General features: G+C 34.4%; 11 protein-coding genes. 4 read left to right on the top strand and 7 right to left on the bottom strand.

Going from position 1 to position 17,561, the window contains the following annotated elements; genetic code table 11:
• Window positions 1–53 precede the first annotated feature (53 nt).
• Together GTH24_RS13630 and GTH24_RS13625 are read right to left on the bottom strand one after the other, a co-directional pair.
• Window positions 54–1,580, bottom strand: coding sequence for an L-lactate permease (locus tag GTH24_RS13630; protein WP_072069192.1), 1,527 nt, complete (start codon window positions 1,578–1,580; stop codon window positions 54–56).
• Between the two features lie 1,768 nt (window positions 1,581–3,348).
• Complete coding sequence (locus tag GTH24_RS13625; RefSeq protein ID WP_164526524.1) at window positions 3,349–4,509, bottom strand: MFS transporter; 1,161 nt, start codon at window positions 4,507–4,509, stop codon at window positions 3,349–3,351.
• A 313-nt stretch (window positions 4,510–4,822) separates the two neighbouring features.
• On the opposite strand from GTH24_RS13625, the gene GTH24_RS13620 reads away from it, so the two are divergent.
• The 3 genes from GTH24_RS13620 to GTH24_RS13610 all read left to right on the top strand — a co-directional run bounded on the left by GTH24_RS13620 (window position 4,823) and on the right by GTH24_RS13610 (window position 7,175).
• Window positions 4,823–5,113: a putative quinol monooxygenase gene (locus tag GTH24_RS13620; RefSeq protein ID WP_072068744.1), complete on the top strand. Its 291-nt coding sequence runs from the start codon at window positions 4,823–4,825 to the stop codon at window positions 5,111–5,113.
• Between the two features lie 251 nt (window positions 5,114–5,364).
• Window positions 5,365–6,264 (top strand): DNA-binding transcriptional regulator YafC, encoded by a 900-nt coding sequence (gene yafC, locus GTH24_RS13615; RefSeq protein ID WP_164526523.1) that lies wholly within the window; start codon window positions 5,365–5,367, stop codon window positions 6,262–6,264.
• A 332-nt stretch (window positions 6,265–6,596) separates the two neighbouring features.
• The gene (locus GTH24_RS13610; RefSeq protein ID WP_072068742.1) at window positions 6,597–7,175 is read left to right on the top strand and encodes an NAD(P)H-dependent oxidoreductase; all 579 of its coding nucleotides are present in this window, start codon (window positions 6,597–6,599) and stop codon (window positions 7,173–7,175) included.
• Window positions 7,176–7,364: 189 nt separating this feature from the next.
• On the opposite strand, the gene GTH24_RS13605 is transcribed toward GTH24_RS13610, so the two are convergent.
• Window positions 7,365–8,915: a methyl-accepting chemotaxis protein gene (locus GTH24_RS13605; RefSeq protein ID WP_164526522.1), complete on the bottom strand. Its 1,551-nt coding sequence runs from the start codon at window positions 8,913–8,915 to the stop codon at window positions 7,365–7,367.
• A 450-nt stretch (window positions 8,916–9,365) separates the two neighbouring features.
• On the opposite strand from GTH24_RS13605, the gene GTH24_RS13600 reads away from it, so the two are divergent.
• Window positions 9,366–9,950, top strand: a complete 585-nt coding sequence (locus GTH24_RS13600) for a histidine phosphatase family protein (RefSeq protein WP_164526521.1) — start codon at window positions 9,366–9,368, stop codon at window positions 9,948–9,950.
• Window positions 9,951–10,603: 653 nt separating this feature from the next.
• Here the strand turns inward: GTH24_RS13600 and GTH24_RS13595 are convergent.
• Genes GTH24_RS13595 through GTH24_RS13580 form a run of 4 tightly spaced genes read right to left on the bottom strand, consistent with a single transcriptional unit; the run spans window position 10,604 to window position 17,518 of the window.
• On the bottom strand, window positions 10,604–12,403 hold the full coding sequence (locus tag GTH24_RS13595) for an AIPR family protein (RefSeq protein WP_164526520.1): 1,800 nt from the start codon (window positions 12,401–12,403) through the stop codon (window positions 10,604–10,606).
• Between the two features lies 1 nt (window position 12,404).
• Window positions 12,405–13,373, bottom strand: coding sequence for a PD-(D/E)XK motif protein (locus tag GTH24_RS13590; RefSeq protein ID WP_206535548.1), 969 nt, complete (start codon window positions 13,371–13,373; stop codon window positions 12,405–12,407).
• Window positions 13,366–16,044, bottom strand: a complete 2,679-nt coding sequence (locus GTH24_RS13585; RefSeq protein ID WP_206535547.1) for a Z1 domain-containing protein — start codon at window positions 16,042–16,044, stop codon at window positions 13,366–13,368. Before GTH24_RS13585 ends, GTH24_RS13590 begins: the two co-directional genes overlap by 8 nt.
• On the bottom strand, window positions 16,034–17,518 hold the full coding sequence (locus GTH24_RS13580; protein WP_164526519.1) for an ATP-binding protein: 1,485 nt from the start codon (window positions 17,516–17,518) through the stop codon (window positions 16,034–16,036). The genes GTH24_RS13585 and GTH24_RS13580 overlap by 11 nt, the downstream gene beginning before the upstream one ends.
• Window positions 17,519–17,561 lie beyond the last annotated feature (43 nt).

Below are 17,561 nucleotides of genomic sequence, written 5' to 3'. Positions count from 1 at the left end.
TCTTTATAAGTTAAAAGGAAGTGAAATAAGCTCATTCCCTTTTTCTTAATTACTTAATTCATTAAGTGATAAATAATGCCAATTTTTGCGCCAAGAATAATTATATAAGCAATACAATATTTTAAAGTTTCACGCATAATGGCACTACTTTGCCCATCCATTTTGGTGGCTGAAACAGCGATAGCGATACTTTGAGGTGAGATCATCTTACCGCCTGTCGCACCAGAGGTATTCGCTGCTGCCAAAATAAAAGGGTCAATATTAAGTTTAGCGGCGGCACTGGTTTGCAACTTACCAAATAGTACGTTTGAGTTAGTGTCACTACCGGTTACAAATGTTCCTAAAGCACCGATCACTGGGGCAATAAAGATAAATCCTGCACCTGTAAAATCGACCAAGGTTTCAGCAATACTGCCAATCATGCCACTGAAATCCATGACGGTTGCCATTGCCACAATTGCTGTGATGGCAATAATCGAGTTTTTCAGTTGGATAGTTGTTTTAACAAGTACAGAGATAAGGGTTGAAACGTTTGCACCTTGAATGGTACCTCCCACAAAGCTAGCTAAAATAATCAACACACCCGGTGTGCTTAACCAAGCAATTGTTTGATATTCAGTTTGCGTTTCACTTAATACAAATGGGATCTTAGTGGAAATAGCACCCGCCATACTTTGTATTGCAGGAAATAAAGGTGAACACGCTAAAATAAAGATAAAGGTAAACAGATAGATAGAGCTTGCAACTAAGAGTTCTTTACCAGAGTGTTTTTTAGCGGCTTTTTTCGTATCACTCGTATTTTTCATACGTTTAGCAAGGAAAATAACCACAACCAAACTGACTAAACTTCCCGCAAATGCAGGTAATTCAGCACCTAAATTAGCCGCAACAATGTATTGAGGGATAAGGGTACTTATACCACACATTAAAGTAATAAATCCGACACCTTTAATTGCTTTAATGCCGCCGCCTGCAATGGCAACAATGACGAAAGGTAACAGGATATTGAATAGTCCCAACTGAATAATGATGGTTTTACTCAACACTAATACATCAAGCCCAGTGTTTTGTGCCAAAATAGAGACTGGGATACCAACTGCACCAAAAGCAGTAGGAACGGTATTGGCAACTAAAGAGGCAACAGCTGCTTTAAAAGGATCAAATCCAAGTGCAATTAAAATACCGATAGGAATAGCAACCGCAGTACCATACCCTGCAACCGCTTCAAGAAATCCCCCAAAGCACCATGAGATAAGCAAAACTTGCACTCGTTTATCATCACTTATTCCTGCAAGTACATCTTTAAGTACTTCCATTCCCCCAGTTTTTAACATCAGGTTATAACTATAAATAGCGGCAAGGATCACGATAATGATTGGCCACAATCCTTTTATTGCGCCATAAAGCACAGAAACAGAGGCAAATTGAATGGTGTTGTTCCAATGGAAAATAGCAAGTGCAACAGTTATCACTAAAGACACTAGCACAGCATGGTGAACGGCTGATTTCATTTTTAAGATCATAAAAATCAAAACCGCTAAAGGTACTATACCTAATAAGAATGAGAGATAGTCTGACATGATTATTTTTATCCTTAAGTTTGCAATTTTTATCGTTTATAACTGCGTTGGCAAACCTATAAGTTGGTCATTATATAATTGTGTAGGGTACTAGGTTTTATTAATGCTCTACTTTGCTGAAACGATAAATCATAAATAAAAAAAGATAGTTACTAACCTAAACAATGAAAGATATCATTACTTAGGAAATTGTCAGGTTAGATTAGTTGGCTATTGTAGGGAATATTTATGGAGATGTAATAGATTAAAATCAATTGTGTGACAAATATAAAAAAATTCCTTTTTTCTCATTATTTGCTTGTTAATTGTCGAGTTTTTTGATGTTCATCAATGTAATTGAGTTGCTAATGTTGTTGCTAAATTGGTTTTTGATGAAAAAAAGAACGATATCGATGGTTCCAGTCATGTAACAGAACAGTAAAAGTAGACAGCAAATGTCATTTTTCATGATAAAAACAACTATAATAATTACATTAAATGTTTAAATAAATTAATGTATTTTGGTTGTATTTAATTTATTAGAAAATAGAATAAAAATTATTTTTTATTTATGTTTTATTTTTTAATTTTCTTTTTTTAATTACTTTTAAATATATAAAGATTATTAATTATAAATTAATGATTACTTTTTTATTTTTATTTTTGTTTTTTTTGTTAGTACTGCTAAATTGAAATAAAATAATTATGTTTTTTATTTTAATTCTATTTTTTGCTTCTGTTTTTATTGTTTGTTTTATTTTTAATTTTTAGTATTATTTTATTTGTATTTTTTTTGTTTTATATTATTTTGTGTTTCACTCTAAAATTATTTATATTGTTTTTTTTGATTTTAATTGTCTTTTATTTTATCGTTTTATTTTTAATTATACTTATTTTATATTTTTATATTAACTGTTTAAATAAAATTTAATGTAAATTTATCATCAATGATTAACTTCTTTTTGATGCTTAAGTCGCATGGTTGTTCAGTTTTATGTGTTTTCTATTTGTAATACAAATCATGAGGATAACGAATTTTTGACGAGGATGAGTAATTAATAAATGAGAATGGTTCTTTTTAAATTTACTCACATAACGGTATGCATAGAGTGATCTTGATCATATAGGCAAAAAGGTATAATAATATTTTTTCTTTTTCTCATTACAAAAAATAGACAATATATTTATTTTTAATAATAGAAAATGCCTTATTAAACCAGTTTGTTTACCATTTTAGAGTGTTTTAATGGATTTTTAAAGGAAAGGGAAAAAGTGAAATATTTTTGAAGTCGTTGGGCTCATTTTTAGAAGAGATATAAATTTCACCTTAGTAATTGTCATACAAATAATTAAGATGAAAAAAGATGGCCGAAAATGAGTGTATAGATAATCATTGTAACGTTAACTACGTAATAACCTCTAAAGAGGTATTTTCTTTTGATGGAAAGTAACTATTGCTTCTTTTTTCTTTTTCGTTATCAGGATTTATTTCGCAACTAATGGCATTATTATGGATAAATAATTGTGGGAATATTAATGATGAAAAGATTATTTTTATCATTAAATAACCTAGTTTTGATAACGGAATTCATCGTTTATGTTAGCAATGTTTTAGGATTTAACATTTGATGTTGTATTTATTTTCTAAAATAAGGTGAGGTTTGTGAACGGTTTATCTAACTTTAAATAAAATGTATGTATTTCATTGTTAATGTTACGGTGAGAAAAAAAAGAGATCAAATTGTGAACTTGATCCCTTTTTTCTAGCCCTGATTGAGGTGTTAATAACCTATGCAATACTCTTTTCCGGTTCTCTTTTGATCTTAAATTGTGAGAAAACCAGTAATAAACCAATAATCCCCACTAAAGCCGCACTTAAAGGTACGATGTTATAGCTATATTTTAGTGCAATCCCCCCAATGACTGCGCCAATAGCATTACCTAAATTAAATGCTCCGATATTAACAGAAGACACCAGACTTGGTGCATCATGAGCTATCTGCATTGTTTTTATCTGTAATGGTGGTACAAGTGCAAAACTTGCTAAACTCCAAATAAAGAGGGTGATCACAGTGAGATACAAATTATTTGAAACTAATGGTAGTACAAGCATAGATAAAATTAGCAAAGTAAAAAATATCACCAATGTTCTTTCGATACCATTTGCTGATAATTTACCACCCAAGTAATTACCTACAGTAAATCCTAATCCAATAACCACCAGTATTATGGCAACATCTCCTTCACTGATATGGACGATGTTAATGAGGAATGGTGCGATATAAGTATAAAGCGCAAACAGTGCCGAGGCGCCAAATACGGTTGTGAGTAATGCCAGCATAACAGGTAAACGAGTTAGTACTTTTAATTCGTATTTGATATTGGGCTTGTTTCCTTTTGGAATAACAGGAAGAAATAGCATTAAGCCAATTAAAGTAACAAAGCCTAATCCAGAGATCAGTATAAAGGCTAAACGCCAACCATATTGTTGACCCATCCAAGTGATGAGTGGCACTCCCACTAAATTTGCAATAGTTAATCCCATAAACATGGCTGCAACTGCAGAAGCTTGTTTATGTTTTTCAACAAGACTTGCGGCAACGACGGAACCAATACCAAAAAAAGCACCATGATTAAGGCTTGTTATTAAACGAGCCATCATAAGGCTCCAATAACTATCTGCTTGAGAAGCGAATAAATTGCCAGCAATAAAGAGTAATAAAAGAAAAACTAAAGCATGACGTTTTGTTAATCGACCTAAACCTAATGTCATGATGGGGGCGCCAACCATAACACCAACCGCATAGCCTGTGATTAATCCACCTGCTGTTGTTATTGAGATATCTAATCCTGAGGCTATGTTAGGTAACAGGCCCATAGGTGTAAATTCTGTTGCACCGATAGCAAAAGCACCGGTGGCGAGTGCTAATAAAGGGAAAAAGGCTTTCATCATTATTCCTAGCAAAATGGGTAAGGGCTTAAAAATTAATATGGCGGTAGTTTAGTTAGATAGCTCAAAGCAATAAATAAGGTAAAAAACAATAGACTGTTGCTTTAATCGCAACAATCAATATTGGGTTTTGTACTAGCGAGTTGATTTTTAATAATTGAATGTACTATCGTGATAATAGCAATATCGACAATTTACTTTTGCTCAAATGTAAATAATGAAATGAAGAATAGCGCTGAAATTATGTTAGAGTAATTTCAGTTTGTTATTTTACTTATTACTTGTGTTTTTGTTGGATTATAGGATTTTTTGTATGAACAATATCAGATTAATTGCCACGATTGTGGCGAAAGAACACCATGAAAATGAAGTATTATCTGCTTGCAAGGCAATGATAAAACCAAGTCATCAGGATGAAGGTTGTCTTCAGTATGAATTACATAAAGATACCACACAACCAAGAGCGTTTATTTTCTTTGAAATTTGGGAAAACCAAAGTGCCATTGATAAACACAATGAAACGGCACATATGAAAGCATTTGTTGAAAATCTAAAAGATAAAATTGATCTGTTAGACATCAAATTTATAGAGAAAATTGCTTAATTCTATTTATCCTTCGTTAATGTGTCGCAGTATTTTTTTTAAATAGAGCGTTGTATATTTAAGCTTTAATTTGGGTAGATATGCTATTACGTATATCTGCTTGTTTTTTAGGTATTATAATTCTCGTCTGAGATTAAATTATTCACAATAACTCACCATTACCTTTCTATTGTTAACTTAATTGCAATAATGAAAAAATATCCGTATTCTTAAATCTCAATGTGTTATCTAATCCTACCGAGATTTATAATATGAAAGCAACATCAGAAGAAGCCCGCGTATTCGTTGAAGTTGTTGAACATAAAAGTTTTACAAAAGCGGCAGACAAACTGAACCTTGCTAATTCAGCTGTAAGCCGTACTGTAAAAAAATTAGAAGATAAATTGGGCGTAAACCTTCTTAATAGAACGACTCGTCAAATTGACCTCACCGCAGAAGGTGAACTTTACTTCCAGCGAATGAAAGTCATTTTGCAAGAAATGCAAGCTGCTGAAAATGAATTACATGGTACACAAAGCTCGCCTAAAGGTTTATTACGTATAGATGCGGCAACACCCGTCGTATTACATCTGTTGATCCCTTTTATTTCTATTTTTCGCCAGCAATACCCTGATATTATTTTGTCATTAGTTTCATCGGAAACGTTTGTGAATTTAATTGAGCGCAAAGTGGATGTTGCGATACGTGTTGGGCAGTTAACAGATTCAAGTTTACGAGCTCGCCCTTTATTTAATAGTTACCGTAAAATTATTGCATCACCAAAGTATATTGAGCGTAAAGGTAACCCTAAAACAACAACTGATTTGGATTATCATACCTGTTTAACATTTACTGAACCGACTTCATTAAATACATGGCCATTAGAAATTGAAGAGAATGAGTTAGTCACAGTTACCAATGGGATCTCTTCAAATAGTGGAGAAACATTAAGACAATTATGTGTAAATGGCGAAGGGATTGCGTGTTTATCTGATTTTATGGTGAATAAAGATATTCAAGAAGGTAAATTAGTTGCGTTATTTAGTGATGAACTAAAACCTGTACCATTACCTTTTCATGCTGTCTATTATAGTGACAGGGTCGTGAGTCAGCGTATTCGGGGTTTCATTGATAGTTTAACGCAATATTTGGCTGATACTTTAAAACTGTAGTTTTGTGCAATTTATCTTAGTGTTGCCATGATCATAAAAACCATGGGTATAAATAATACTCTTATTAAGCCTACAACAACCCAGTGTTTTAAAAAATAGCCTAAGTAACAATAGACTTTTACCTAAAAAGCAATAATCACCATTATTAATACACTTAATCGTAAAAACCAATTTATTGGTTTTTTATATTTAAATAATTATTATTTTCTTAATAATATAGTTTATAATTCTGTTTCGATGTATTTTTCAAGATTTACGGTTGAGCGCCATTCTTTCTATTTTCTGCTAAATTAGCGTCATTAAATATCGTAATAGAAAATTTAGGAGTAGATATGAATATTTTATTGATTAATGGCGGTCAAAATTTTGGTCATTCTGCGGGTCGATTAAATCGCACATTACATGACATGGCTGCAGAGCATTTAGTGACATTAGGTCATAGCGTTAAAGAAACACAAATCGAAGAAGGCTATGATATTGATGAAGAAATTGAAAAGTTTCTATGGGCTGACACAATTGTTTATCAAATGCCTGGCTGGTGGATGATGATGCCATGGAAAACGAAAAAATATATGGATGATGTTTACACTTTCGGTCATGGCAAACTCTATGAAAACGATGGTCGTACCCGTCGTGATCCTAAAAAACAATACGGCACGGGCGGTTTACTGCAAGGCAAAAAATACATGATCTCTGTAACATGGAATGCACCTATTGAAGCCTTTAATGAGTTTGGTAATTTCTTTGATGGAAGAGGGGTTGACGGTGTGTATTTCGCTTTCCATAAATCGCAACAATTTTTAGGTTTGTCTCAATTACCAACCTTTATGACAAATGATGTGATTAAAGAGCCTAACGTTGATAAAGATATTATTGAATATAAAGCACATTTAACACATATATTTGGCTAGTATTTATATTTTTCATCATGTTTTATTTTCTATTTACCTGCTTTAACAAAAAGCGTTTAAGCAGGTAAATAAAATCAAGTATTAATATTGATGGCAGTTCTACAGCTTAAAATAGCTTTTTATTTTTATCATTAAGGTCACCCGATTATTTTATTGGTGACCTTAATGTCTACAATCAACAACGATAAATTAATGGTTCTTTAATTGGAAGTAATTAACTAATTGATTGAGGTTTAATGCTTGCTCGTTAAGTGAGCTGGCTGCTGCGACAGATTCTTCGACTAGCCCCGCATTCTGTTGCGTAGTGGAATCTAACTGGCTTATTGCATTATTGATTTGTGACATGCCATCGCTTTGCTCATTACTTGCTTGCCCAATCTCACGTAATAATGCACTAATTTCTTCCACATCGGTGATCATTTTTTGAATTTGTGATCCGGCTTGTTCAACTAATTCCATACCTTCTTGTGTTTGTAGCGATGAGTTTTCGATTAAGGTACGTATATCGTTTGCCGAATCTGCACTTTTTTGCGCTAATAACCTGACTTCACTTGCTACAACAGCAAAGCCTTTACCATGTTCTCCCGCTCTTGCGGCTTCAACCGCGGCATTGAGTGCCAGAATATTAGTTTGGAATGCAATAGAGTCAATTAAATTAATTATATCGGTCATTTGAGATGAAGAGCTATTCATTGCTCTCATTTTATCTGTTAACTGAAGCATCATTTCACCGTTATGGTGTACTGCAATTTCTGTTTTTTCAGCAACATTGATAGCATCATGTGTATGCTCTGTGGTATTTTTTACCGTCGAGGTCATTTGCTCCATTGAGCTTGCTGTTTCTTCGACGGATGTTGCCTGTTCTTCCGTTCTTGCCGCTAAATTCTGGCTTCCAGCCGTAATTTGTTCGGCAGCTGCTGAAATACTTTCCGCACCATTTTGTACATTTTGTACGACATCCAATAGATGGGTTTTCATCTCAGCAAGTGCTTGTAATAACATTCCTGCTTCATCATGGTAATTTGTATTCACCTCTTGTGTTAAATCACCTTTAGCTATCGCTTTGGCGAAATTAACGGCTTGATCTAACGGGAGAGTAATACTCTTAGTAATAAACCATCCTAAAATACTACCTACAACAATACTGAACAGCGTTAATAAAACTAAAAAGAGTCTTTTCTCAGTAAAATCCTGCTCAACATGATCACCTGCATCATTCATTTTCTGATTTTGTAACGCAATAAATTCCAAGAGTTTATCGCGATACATAAGTTGAATACCTGCTGTTTTGGTGATTAATTCATTAACAGCAGCATGCCGATTATTTTCGTTAAATGCTTTTACTACAAAATTTTGAGAAGTGATATATTTCTGACGAACCTCATAAACTTCAGCGAGTATTTTTTTTGACTCATCATCGTGAGTCGTTTCTTCTAACTCTTTTAGTAATTGAGCAATCTTGGCGGTGATCTCAGCTTTTTTACTCTCTTGTTCAGCGGCTAAATTTCCTTGTCCATCTAGCATGGTGAGTTGCTGAAAGATAATAAATTCATTGAAATTATTAATTAGCGAATTGGCTTTTACTGTGGCTGGATAGATATCATCAACGACATCATGAATATCTTGATTCGCACTATTCAACCCCATTAATGCAAAACTAGAACCTAACACAATTAACATTACCAATGTTGTAAATGCGATAGTTAACTTTGTACGAATTTTAATGTTTTTAAAGAACATGCTTAACCCTGGATAAATAATAATTAATAAGCATTAGTAACTTATTGAAGAAAAGACAGTATCGGTAAGCAGTGACAGAACTTTAGTCATTAAACGAAATAAAGGCAGATAAAAAGGCTTGTATTGATTTTTAACACACTATTTTTAGTGTGAAAAAGAGATTTCTTCCCTTTTTTTATCTAAATGTGCTTAGTATTTAATATTCATTCAATTTTATAAAATTGATAGCTAAGTAATAATAGCTCAAGATATTCTTTATTTTTTGTTAACAATTGTTTGTCTTGTTTTTATGTATGTTAATTTGATTTTGAAGATTAAGAAGATACTGCCTCTGAAAAATTTTTGGCTATGATAAACTGGGTGGTCTGCAACAGGTGGGTTTATGGCTAGTGTTAAATATACTTAACTCTCCATACTTATTATACTTAATTGACTTAAAGGCCATGCTGTATGCGCAGTGTATTTATATTTTTGAGCGTATTTATTTTAGGGTTTAGTCATATGGTGTATTCAGATCAAACACTCGTTTTTATAAGACATGGTGAAAAACCAGATAATGAAAGTGGGCAACTGACCTGTAAAGGATTAAATAGATCTCTCGCTTTACCGAATGTACTTATCAATCAATTTGGCAAGCCTGACGCATTATTCGCCGCAGCGCCTAAACAAAGTAAGTTAGGTAATTCATTGCGTTCACTTCAAACACTTTCACCTCTCGCTATTAAAATGTCGCTGCCTATCCACCTTAATTACCATGCCAAAGAGATAAAAGAATTACGTGAAGATCTTTTGAGTCAGCAATATGAAAACTCAGTTATTTTTATTGCATGGGAGCATGATAATTTAGTTAAAGTAGCACGAGATATCATGAAGAAAGAGGGAGGAGATCCTAAATTAATCCCAAAATGGAAGAGCAGTGATTTTGATAGTATTTATATTTTAAAAATAATCCGAGAGGGGGATAAAAAAAGCGTCATATTTGAGCAAAGGCAGCAGGGATTAAATGGTGTATCGCCAATATGTTTGGATAAATAGGTTTATTATAGAGAATAACTTATTTTTAAAATTTATTATGAACAGATATACCCTATTAAATTGGGTATAAATCAGAATTTATTCTGATAATAAAAATAGCCGTGATGTAATGTTATTTTTAACGTGACTTCAAATTTATATACTAAAGTAATCCCCGATAGGAGAAGCGATATTTGATATAAATATCACACTTAAGATGATTGAGGGTTATGTGTTGAGTACGGGCTTTATGTGGCAAATAGAAGACACAAAAAAGCCCGCAAGACTTTGTACCATGCGAGCTTTTTATTACTTAATTAGATGAGCTGGCGGAGTTTGAATTAAGCTTGTATGGTATTGATTTTAAATTAATAAAAATTAATTCAACTTTTATCTTGGGCCTATTGTTGGGCCTAAAGTTTATTTTACTGTTTTTGTGATGGCAGGCTTAAAATTTAACTTACTATTCTAACACGGTTGTTCGGTGAAACGATCAATATAATTTGGTGATCTGCTCTGTGTCCTAGCGGTGTAAAAACGCTTGATCACCTTTTGGACTAAGTGCGATGTACTTATGAATAATTGGTCTTAGCTACCGACCCAATTTCAAAGCAAAATCCAGTATTATCTGATTGGTATTGGTGGCAACCTACTTAGCATGTTTTTTAATACCGCTACTTCAAAAGTAACTCCGTCTTAAAATCCAGAGGCAATATATCATGTAGCTCATTGACTCGTTCTTTTAAGCGTTGCCAGCACTCCTCTTTTTTACACCATTCTGTCACGTTGGAAATACCTTGTTTGGGCTGAATAATATCTTCATGAACAAGCTTTGCTGTGATTTTTAACGCTTTGTCAAAGCTTTCCGGAACTTGTTGCGTATTCCAAACTTTCATGAAATCTATAGTTCTCTCTTGTTTTAAAACAAATTCTCCCAACATGGCTAGTGTGTAAGCAACAACATTCGCCCTGTATCCTCCATTGTACCAAGGTTGTGCAGAAACTAATTTTTCTGTTTTTTTAAATAAAATAGCACGAGATATGGCTCTTTTATAATAGAACTCATTAAAATGCTCAGAGGACTTTTCCCATTCCTGACCAATACGTTTCGCATATTGTGCAAAGTTCTTTTGAGCACCCAAGTTAACAAATCGAGGATTTTCATCCCATACATTTTCATATTTCGCTAAATCAGTTTTATTAAACATTTGTTGTGCTGGATTCTCAGCTTGAAACTTCTTCTTTTCTCCCATAGTCAATTTGCTTTGAGCATCGATGTATTGGCCTCGGGCGCGTTCATAAAACCACTTAGTTTCTCTTTGTGCACCTTGTTGAGCAGGGGCCCATAAACGTCTTGAAAACTCCTCCAGACGTATATGAAACGGATGATTTGAGAAGAAATCAGCAACATTGACCTTATTTTGTGTATTTGCGTATTCAGAAATTTTAGGAACAATATTTTCATTCTTGTCACTATTTATGACAGAAAGCTTCATTTGAACAAATATCCCATCCAGCGAAGCTTTATCTTTATATTGTGTATGAAAAAGCGAAGCTGTTGTCTGCCCACCATTAACGATTTGTAAATCTTTAATTCTAGCTATTTCTTGTCCGTTGTGCCCGTTAGCCACTTCAACTTCCTGAGCTGTTGCGGTAATGCCATTGTTGTAAGCAAAAAACATCTGTGGTTCATTAATAATCGTGTTTCTAATTCCTTTATTAACATTACCTCTGGCTTGTAAAAAACAGCGGACATTTTGTTCTAAAAGCCTTGCACCATATTTTTCATATAAGGACGCTAGTGTTGTAGCAGGGATAACAATCAAATACGATTGATATGTATCAGAACCTAAATGGGCAGGTAAGCATGGAATTCCGGTACCATAAGCTTCTGAAAAGTTGATATCTAAAGCTTCTTTATGCCCTCTGGAGCTTCTTTGACGATGTAGCCTAGAAATATCCCAGATATGATAAGAAGCTGTGATACCACCGACCTTATTATCGGTAAACGTTTGAATACGATCGCTTAATGTTCTTTCTGAAATCAAGAAGAAGTTCACCTTTCTAATGAGGCTTCTACGTTCATGAATCTGGCGGGATAATCCGTATTCTGGTGCTGTTTCCTCCAGAGCGTGATATAACTCTTTTTTTAGACAAGTTTCAAAAAAGTTTGCAACTCTCTTAAAAGCGGCTTCAACGTCGGTCTTAGTTAGAGAGGCCAGTTCTTCTCTGGAGTCAAAATCGGCTATCAATAAATCTAAAGCACCTTCATCGTTAAACCAATATCCATCAACTCGCATCCCTCTTTGAGCCCTATAATGACATAGTTCGATCCCTTCCAGAAATCCAGTATCAATCAACTCACTGGTAATAGATTCAATGAATGTGGAAAGCTGAAAACTACTATTTGCCTCTGCTCCAGCCATAAGCTCTTGCCTAAAGTCATGAAAGAATTCTTGAAGGGATTGTTCCATATTATTTATTCCATATATCTTGTTTGTGGCACATATAGGACTTTATTGCCTCTAATTTGATTTCATAGCTGACTTTTAGCATTCCTGCTGGCAATTCAGAACGAATTAACTTGGGAAAATTTTTCTCTACTTTGTAAGTGTGTTCATCAGCCACAATAAACTCAGGCGAATCATAAGCTCGTAACTCAACGTATCCATATTTGGCTAGTTTATGATGAAACAATTCAAGTGCTTTTGAATCGGTTAAGGTATTTTCGATATTTTTGACTAATTCATTCAGAGAAACGGAGTATTCTGTGCCCGATTTTTCAAGTAATCTAAATACATTGATAAATAAATTGTCATTCACAGTTTCCAGTTGATCTTCTGAAGAAATTCTAATCGTATTTCTTTCTCTTCCTGATAAAGATTTCACCTCTACTGCAGTATTTGAAAATATAAAATCCTGATGTGACATTTCTGGGCCTTGCCAGCAATCACATGCCTGATATTCAGATTCAGTTTCTGCAATGGTCTGCTGTAAGAATATCAATTCACTATAGAGCCCTCGAATCTCTTCCAGACTTAAGATTCGTTCTTTACCCCCAGCTAGGAAAAGTTTCCATCTTTTTATTTGTGCAAGTGTAATTGATAAACCTGTGAGTGGTTCTATAACACTTTGCAATGCTTGTATTAATGTTTCACAGAGTTGATAAAAAAGGTCCTGATTAATATGTTTATCCAGCGTCAAGACCAGAGCCTGATTACCAGTAGGTTTCAACACATTTAAATCGATATTGATACCATAAACAGATACTCTATTTTTTTGGAAGATGGCTAATCCATTGTCTTCTAATTCAAAAATAAACAGGCAATGTCCCTGAGGATCTTTTCCCCAATATAAGGACAAGGTTTCACATTTTCTGATTCGTCGAACACTAAGGTCATCTTTAGGTGTTTTTATATCATTCCATGGTAGTGTCTTACTCATCGTCTTCTTCATCCTCTGGGGCATCAAAGACTCCACCATGTAATTGATTAACCCATACCATATTAGCGACTACGGTAACCCCTTCAGAATAATCACCGGGTGGAAAACTTATACCAAATGCAGGTACATTTTTCTGAATTTTATCACCACTTCCCAAATCCAGTAGATGTAACATTAAGAGAGGTTTCTTTCTGATACTTCTATAGTGAAAATCAGAGGGAGCTTTATCTTTGATTTTGGCTAAAGCTGTAGCTTCATCGCATTGTTCTGAAGTAAGACCAATCTTTTCGTCGCCTCTACTTGCAACACGATCTTTTTGGGTTCTCCAATATCCCTCACCATGCAGAGTGGCATTTGTTCTTTCCTGAGCACCTAAACAGAATTCAGTGTTAGTTGTAACATCACCTAAAGAGATCAAAACAACATCAGCAACGGGGAATAATTCAGCAATAGACTTAATATAAGAGATCACAGCAGAGCGTCTTTCCAGAAAATCGGGGTGTGTTTGAAATGACATTAAAAATGTTTCAATTTCACAGATGTCTATATTCTCAATAAACCAGCCTTTCTTCGTTGATTGAACGGATGTAAGTCCACGCCCAAAGCCGGATTGCCAGTATTGCTTAATTAGTTGGTAATTTAATTCATTAATCTGTCTATCCGCAGGAAGAATATAACTTTCAGCAAGTCTGCCACTAAAATTATGTTTGAATATATGTCTTTCTCCTGTACGCATCTTATTTGTAGCAGTGATGAGTAAACGATCAGGGTGCGCTAATACATACAAACTAAATTTTTTAGGGCTTAATCCAGCTTCTTTCATTTGCTGAATTTGTTCTCGTAGTTCGTCTGAAGATTGTGCTATATGTGAATACCAGTTTATTGAGTCCTCAGATAAATGGACGCGACATAAATCTTCATAGCCAAGACGATAGCCAAACCATCTGCCCATTTGCATCAACGTATCGTACATTCGTGTATTTCTGTACATATAGCTAATACATAGACCTTCAATCGTCAGTCCCCGGGATAGACTCAATCCTCCAATAGCAATCGCTGTTAATCCAGTTCCATCCTTTTCATATTGTTTATAATTTAAAGATTCATCGGACTTGCTATTAACTACAAATGTTCTGACAGAATTTACTGCATTAAATAACTCCGTTTTAACTTTACTCCAGGTAACATTACAATCACTATAGCTATTTTCAAATACTGTTTTGAGCTGGAGCATATATCTATTTTTATCTGAAACTTGTTCAGGCATTGCATAGTTGGCTTTAACCGCTTCTTTTAAGCTTTTAAGATAGACATTGACGTAGGTTCGAACTGTTTTCTGAATCTCAACAAATCTAGAAACATTAATCAGCATGGAGCTATGCTTGCCATGATGTCGACGCAAGTTACGTATTGCTTTAACAATAATAAATTGCTGAATTGCTTTATATAAAGATGGTGGGAGATCCTGAATTTCGAAATCTTTCTTATGGCTAAATGGTAGGTAATCTTTAGCATCCTCTATTTTTTCTAAAATACGATCTGAACTTTCATCATTAATAAAAACTTTATCTGGACCAAAATAAGTATTGGGGGAATCCAAGCAATGAATAAAATCTTTTGGGAATAGTTCCTCCCGAAGATTCTCATCACCATAAGCATCTGGATTAATAAAAATATTAGCAAAAGGTGTTGCGGTGTAACCAACATAACAGGATTTTTCAAACAGACTTAAAATTTCTCTGATTTTTCGATTAGTTTTAGTAGGATCCAGATCCTCTTTTTTTGTATTGATTGAAGCATTGTCAGCTTCATCATCAATCATTAGCATCGGAACATCTGATATTTTATCGTTCCCTCTGGCATTGAGTTCCTCCAGCCATTGACGTAATGCACTGAGTGTGGAAACATTTTTTTTAATCACCAGAATCACTGGCTTACTAAAATCATTAATACTCCATCCGCTACTGTCTGCTGTTCGCTTATTAAAATCTGCATAAATATTAGTTAGAGTGGCAGGATGTGGAAACTTGTTGTGACCAACACCAACAAGTTTCCATTTATCTTCATCTCTGGTTCGGCCAACAAAACCTTCATCAATCCTTTCTTGTGTCTGTTTTCTAAGATTGTTATGAATACCAGCAATCACAATAATAAATTTATATCCAGCATCAGCTGCTTTTGCTACCAGTCCTAGATAGTTAGCTGTTTTTCCTGACTGAACATGACCAATGACCAGACCCCGTTTATCCCATGCCCCTGGTGAGGTTGGATCTTGAAGATGGCCTAATATAATTGTGCCTACATCACTTAAAGATTGAACAACCGTTGGTGACCAGTGTTCTTGCCTTAAGTATTTTTCATAAGCGTTAGAATAAAACCAGTTGATGTCTGTCCGCTTGTATACCCATTCCCTATCGTGTTTCGCTTCTGGGTCAACTAAAGAAACACCCAGCCCCATTTTGGAGTCAATTTCATAATAAGCTTCTTTTACTAAATCTTCGGTATATTCTTCTAAAGACACATCTTTTGGCAATGTGCTTAGTAATGTTTTAGCCAGTTCCTCCACTTCTTTACGAGTGGGTATATCAATCGGCCAGCGAATTTTAGAAAATGTTATCAAACTGACGATAAAATTTTTCTTAGCTTCTAATAGTTTCTTATCAATCTGCACTCAACGTCTCCCTGATATATTTTTCAACAAGTTCCTGATGTTCATCAAACATACGCATTGATAAGATAAAATCTCTGAAAACATCCGGATCTACAGTATTATTTTGAAATAAAGATTCTTTCAGAATCTCTAATTTAGGAATAACCAGATTTTCATCAAGTGAATTTTGATCGATACTTCTTGGTGAGGATGAATAATCTGAATAAATCATCTCTATCGGTAAGGTTGCCGTAATGGTATGTAAATAAGAGAGTAATGTTCTGTGTTGACTCTCTGTCATCTCTTTTTTTAAGTCATCCAGCAAGGGATGACTTAGATTTAATTCAAAACGTATTTTTCCTTTATCTGCATAACGCTCCCAAACAGGTGCTTTAGTTTCTTGAAAAAGCTTTTGTCCTCTTCCCTGGTGAATTCGAACATTAGTATACGTAATTTTAGAAATTATTTGCCTTAGTCGTTCTTTTACTTCTCGGGGTAAGCTAACTCGTGATTTTTTGATATCAATAGTCCAGCTTTCATCTAAAGAATTAGGGAAATCAATTTGTATTCTGGTTAGTTTAGTAGCTTCACCTTTAGGTACTAATCTGAACCAATCACCCCAAGCCATGAGTCTGTCATTACGGTATATGTAAACTCCTTGATTAGAAATAAAACTACTGCGATCCTCATAGAAGTCATATTCATCTGCGGTAAGTTTACTATGGTGGGGAAGGACATAAGGCTGAATGGTAACGTCTTTGCCATCAAGACGAACAGTTTCTTTTGGTAAGAGTTGTGTCGCTTTATTTTTTCTACAAAATGGGTCAAATGATTTGACAGGGTGCCCGTTTATAGAAATTGATAATTTTGAATGCAATTTAGCTTCACCAGAAAGAAAACGATGAAAGACCAGTGCTAAATGGCGTTCTACCAGATCAAGCTTTTCATTAACAACTTCATCTCTTTTAGGACCACTCAAATTTTCGCATAAGCGATCCAATTTCTGCCATATTACTGCGGTACCTGTTTCAGGAATACAGTCAACATAGTTGATATTTAATATGTCATCCTGCTCGAGAATTGCCAATAACCATTCATCTTTTTCGCTAATATAATCTAAGTCCCATTTAGCTCCAACCTTAACAGAATTAACTGAACTTATTACAGTTAAGCTTCGGCATTGTGAAAAAGAAGCTGTTTTCATACCCAAACCAAATCGACCAAGATCATGGGGTTCTCTTTGTGATTTTGGGTTAATTGTACCATGTTTCATCGCAAGGATTAAATCATCCTGAGAGATTCCACATCCATTATCAATGATAATTAATAACGGTTCGTCTTTGGATAAATCACAGAAAATATCTACATGAGTAGCTTTGGCCGTAATACTGTTATCAATAATATCAGCTATTGCAGTGGCAAGAGAGTATCCAATATCTCTCATTGATTCAGATAGTGAAGAAGCACTGGGAGTTAGTTTATAATCCTGTGGCATTTTACATCCCTGAGATACACTAAAATAGTTATAATCTTTGCTC

Source organism: Proteus vulgaris, from assembly GCF_011045815.1.
GTDB classification, from domain to species: domain Bacteria; phylum Pseudomonadota; class Gammaproteobacteria; order Enterobacterales; family Enterobacteriaceae; genus Proteus; species Proteus vulgaris_B.
Note: the sequence above shows the minus strand (reverse complement) of the source record. Positions and strands in the feature narration are given on the sequence as shown.

Bases quoted from the DNA above. Each gene is read 5' to 3' on its own strand.
- GTH24_RS13625 (WP_164526524.1), bottom strand. From the start codon at position 4,509: ATGAAAGCCTTTTTCCCTTTATTAGCACTCGCCACCGGTGCTTTTGCT.
- GTH24_RS13610 (WP_072068742.1), top strand. From the start codon at position 6,597: ATGAATATTTTATTGATTAATGGCGGTCAAAATTTTGGTCATTCTGCG.
- yafC (WP_164526523.1), top strand. From the start codon at position 5,365: ATGAAAGCAACATCAGAAGAAGCCCGCGTATTCGTTGAAGTTGTTGAA.
- GTH24_RS13630 (WP_072069192.1), bottom strand. From the start codon at position 1,580: ATGTCAGACTATCTCTCATTCTTATTAGGTATAGTACCTTTAGCGGTT.
- GTH24_RS13605 (WP_164526522.1), bottom strand. From the start codon at position 8,915: ATGTTCTTTAAAAACATTAAAATTCGTACAAAGTTAACTATCGCATTT.
- GTH24_RS13580 (WP_164526519.1), bottom strand. From the start codon at position 17,518: ATGCCACAGGATTATAAACTAACTCCCAGTGCTTCTTCACTATCTGAA.
- GTH24_RS13600 (WP_164526521.1), top strand. From the start codon at position 9,366: ATGCGCAGTGTATTTATATTTTTGAGCGTATTTATTTTAGGGTTTAGT.
- GTH24_RS13595 (WP_164526520.1), bottom strand. From the start codon at position 12,403: ATGGAACAATCCCTTCAAGAATTCTTTCATGACTTTAGGCAAGAGCTT.
- GTH24_RS13590 (WP_206535548.1), bottom strand. From the start codon at position 13,373: ATGAGTAAGACACTACCATGGAATGATATAAAAACACCTAAAGATGAC.
- GTH24_RS13620 (WP_072068744.1), top strand. From the start codon at position 4,823: ATGAACAATATCAGATTAATTGCCACGATTGTGGCGAAAGAACACCAT.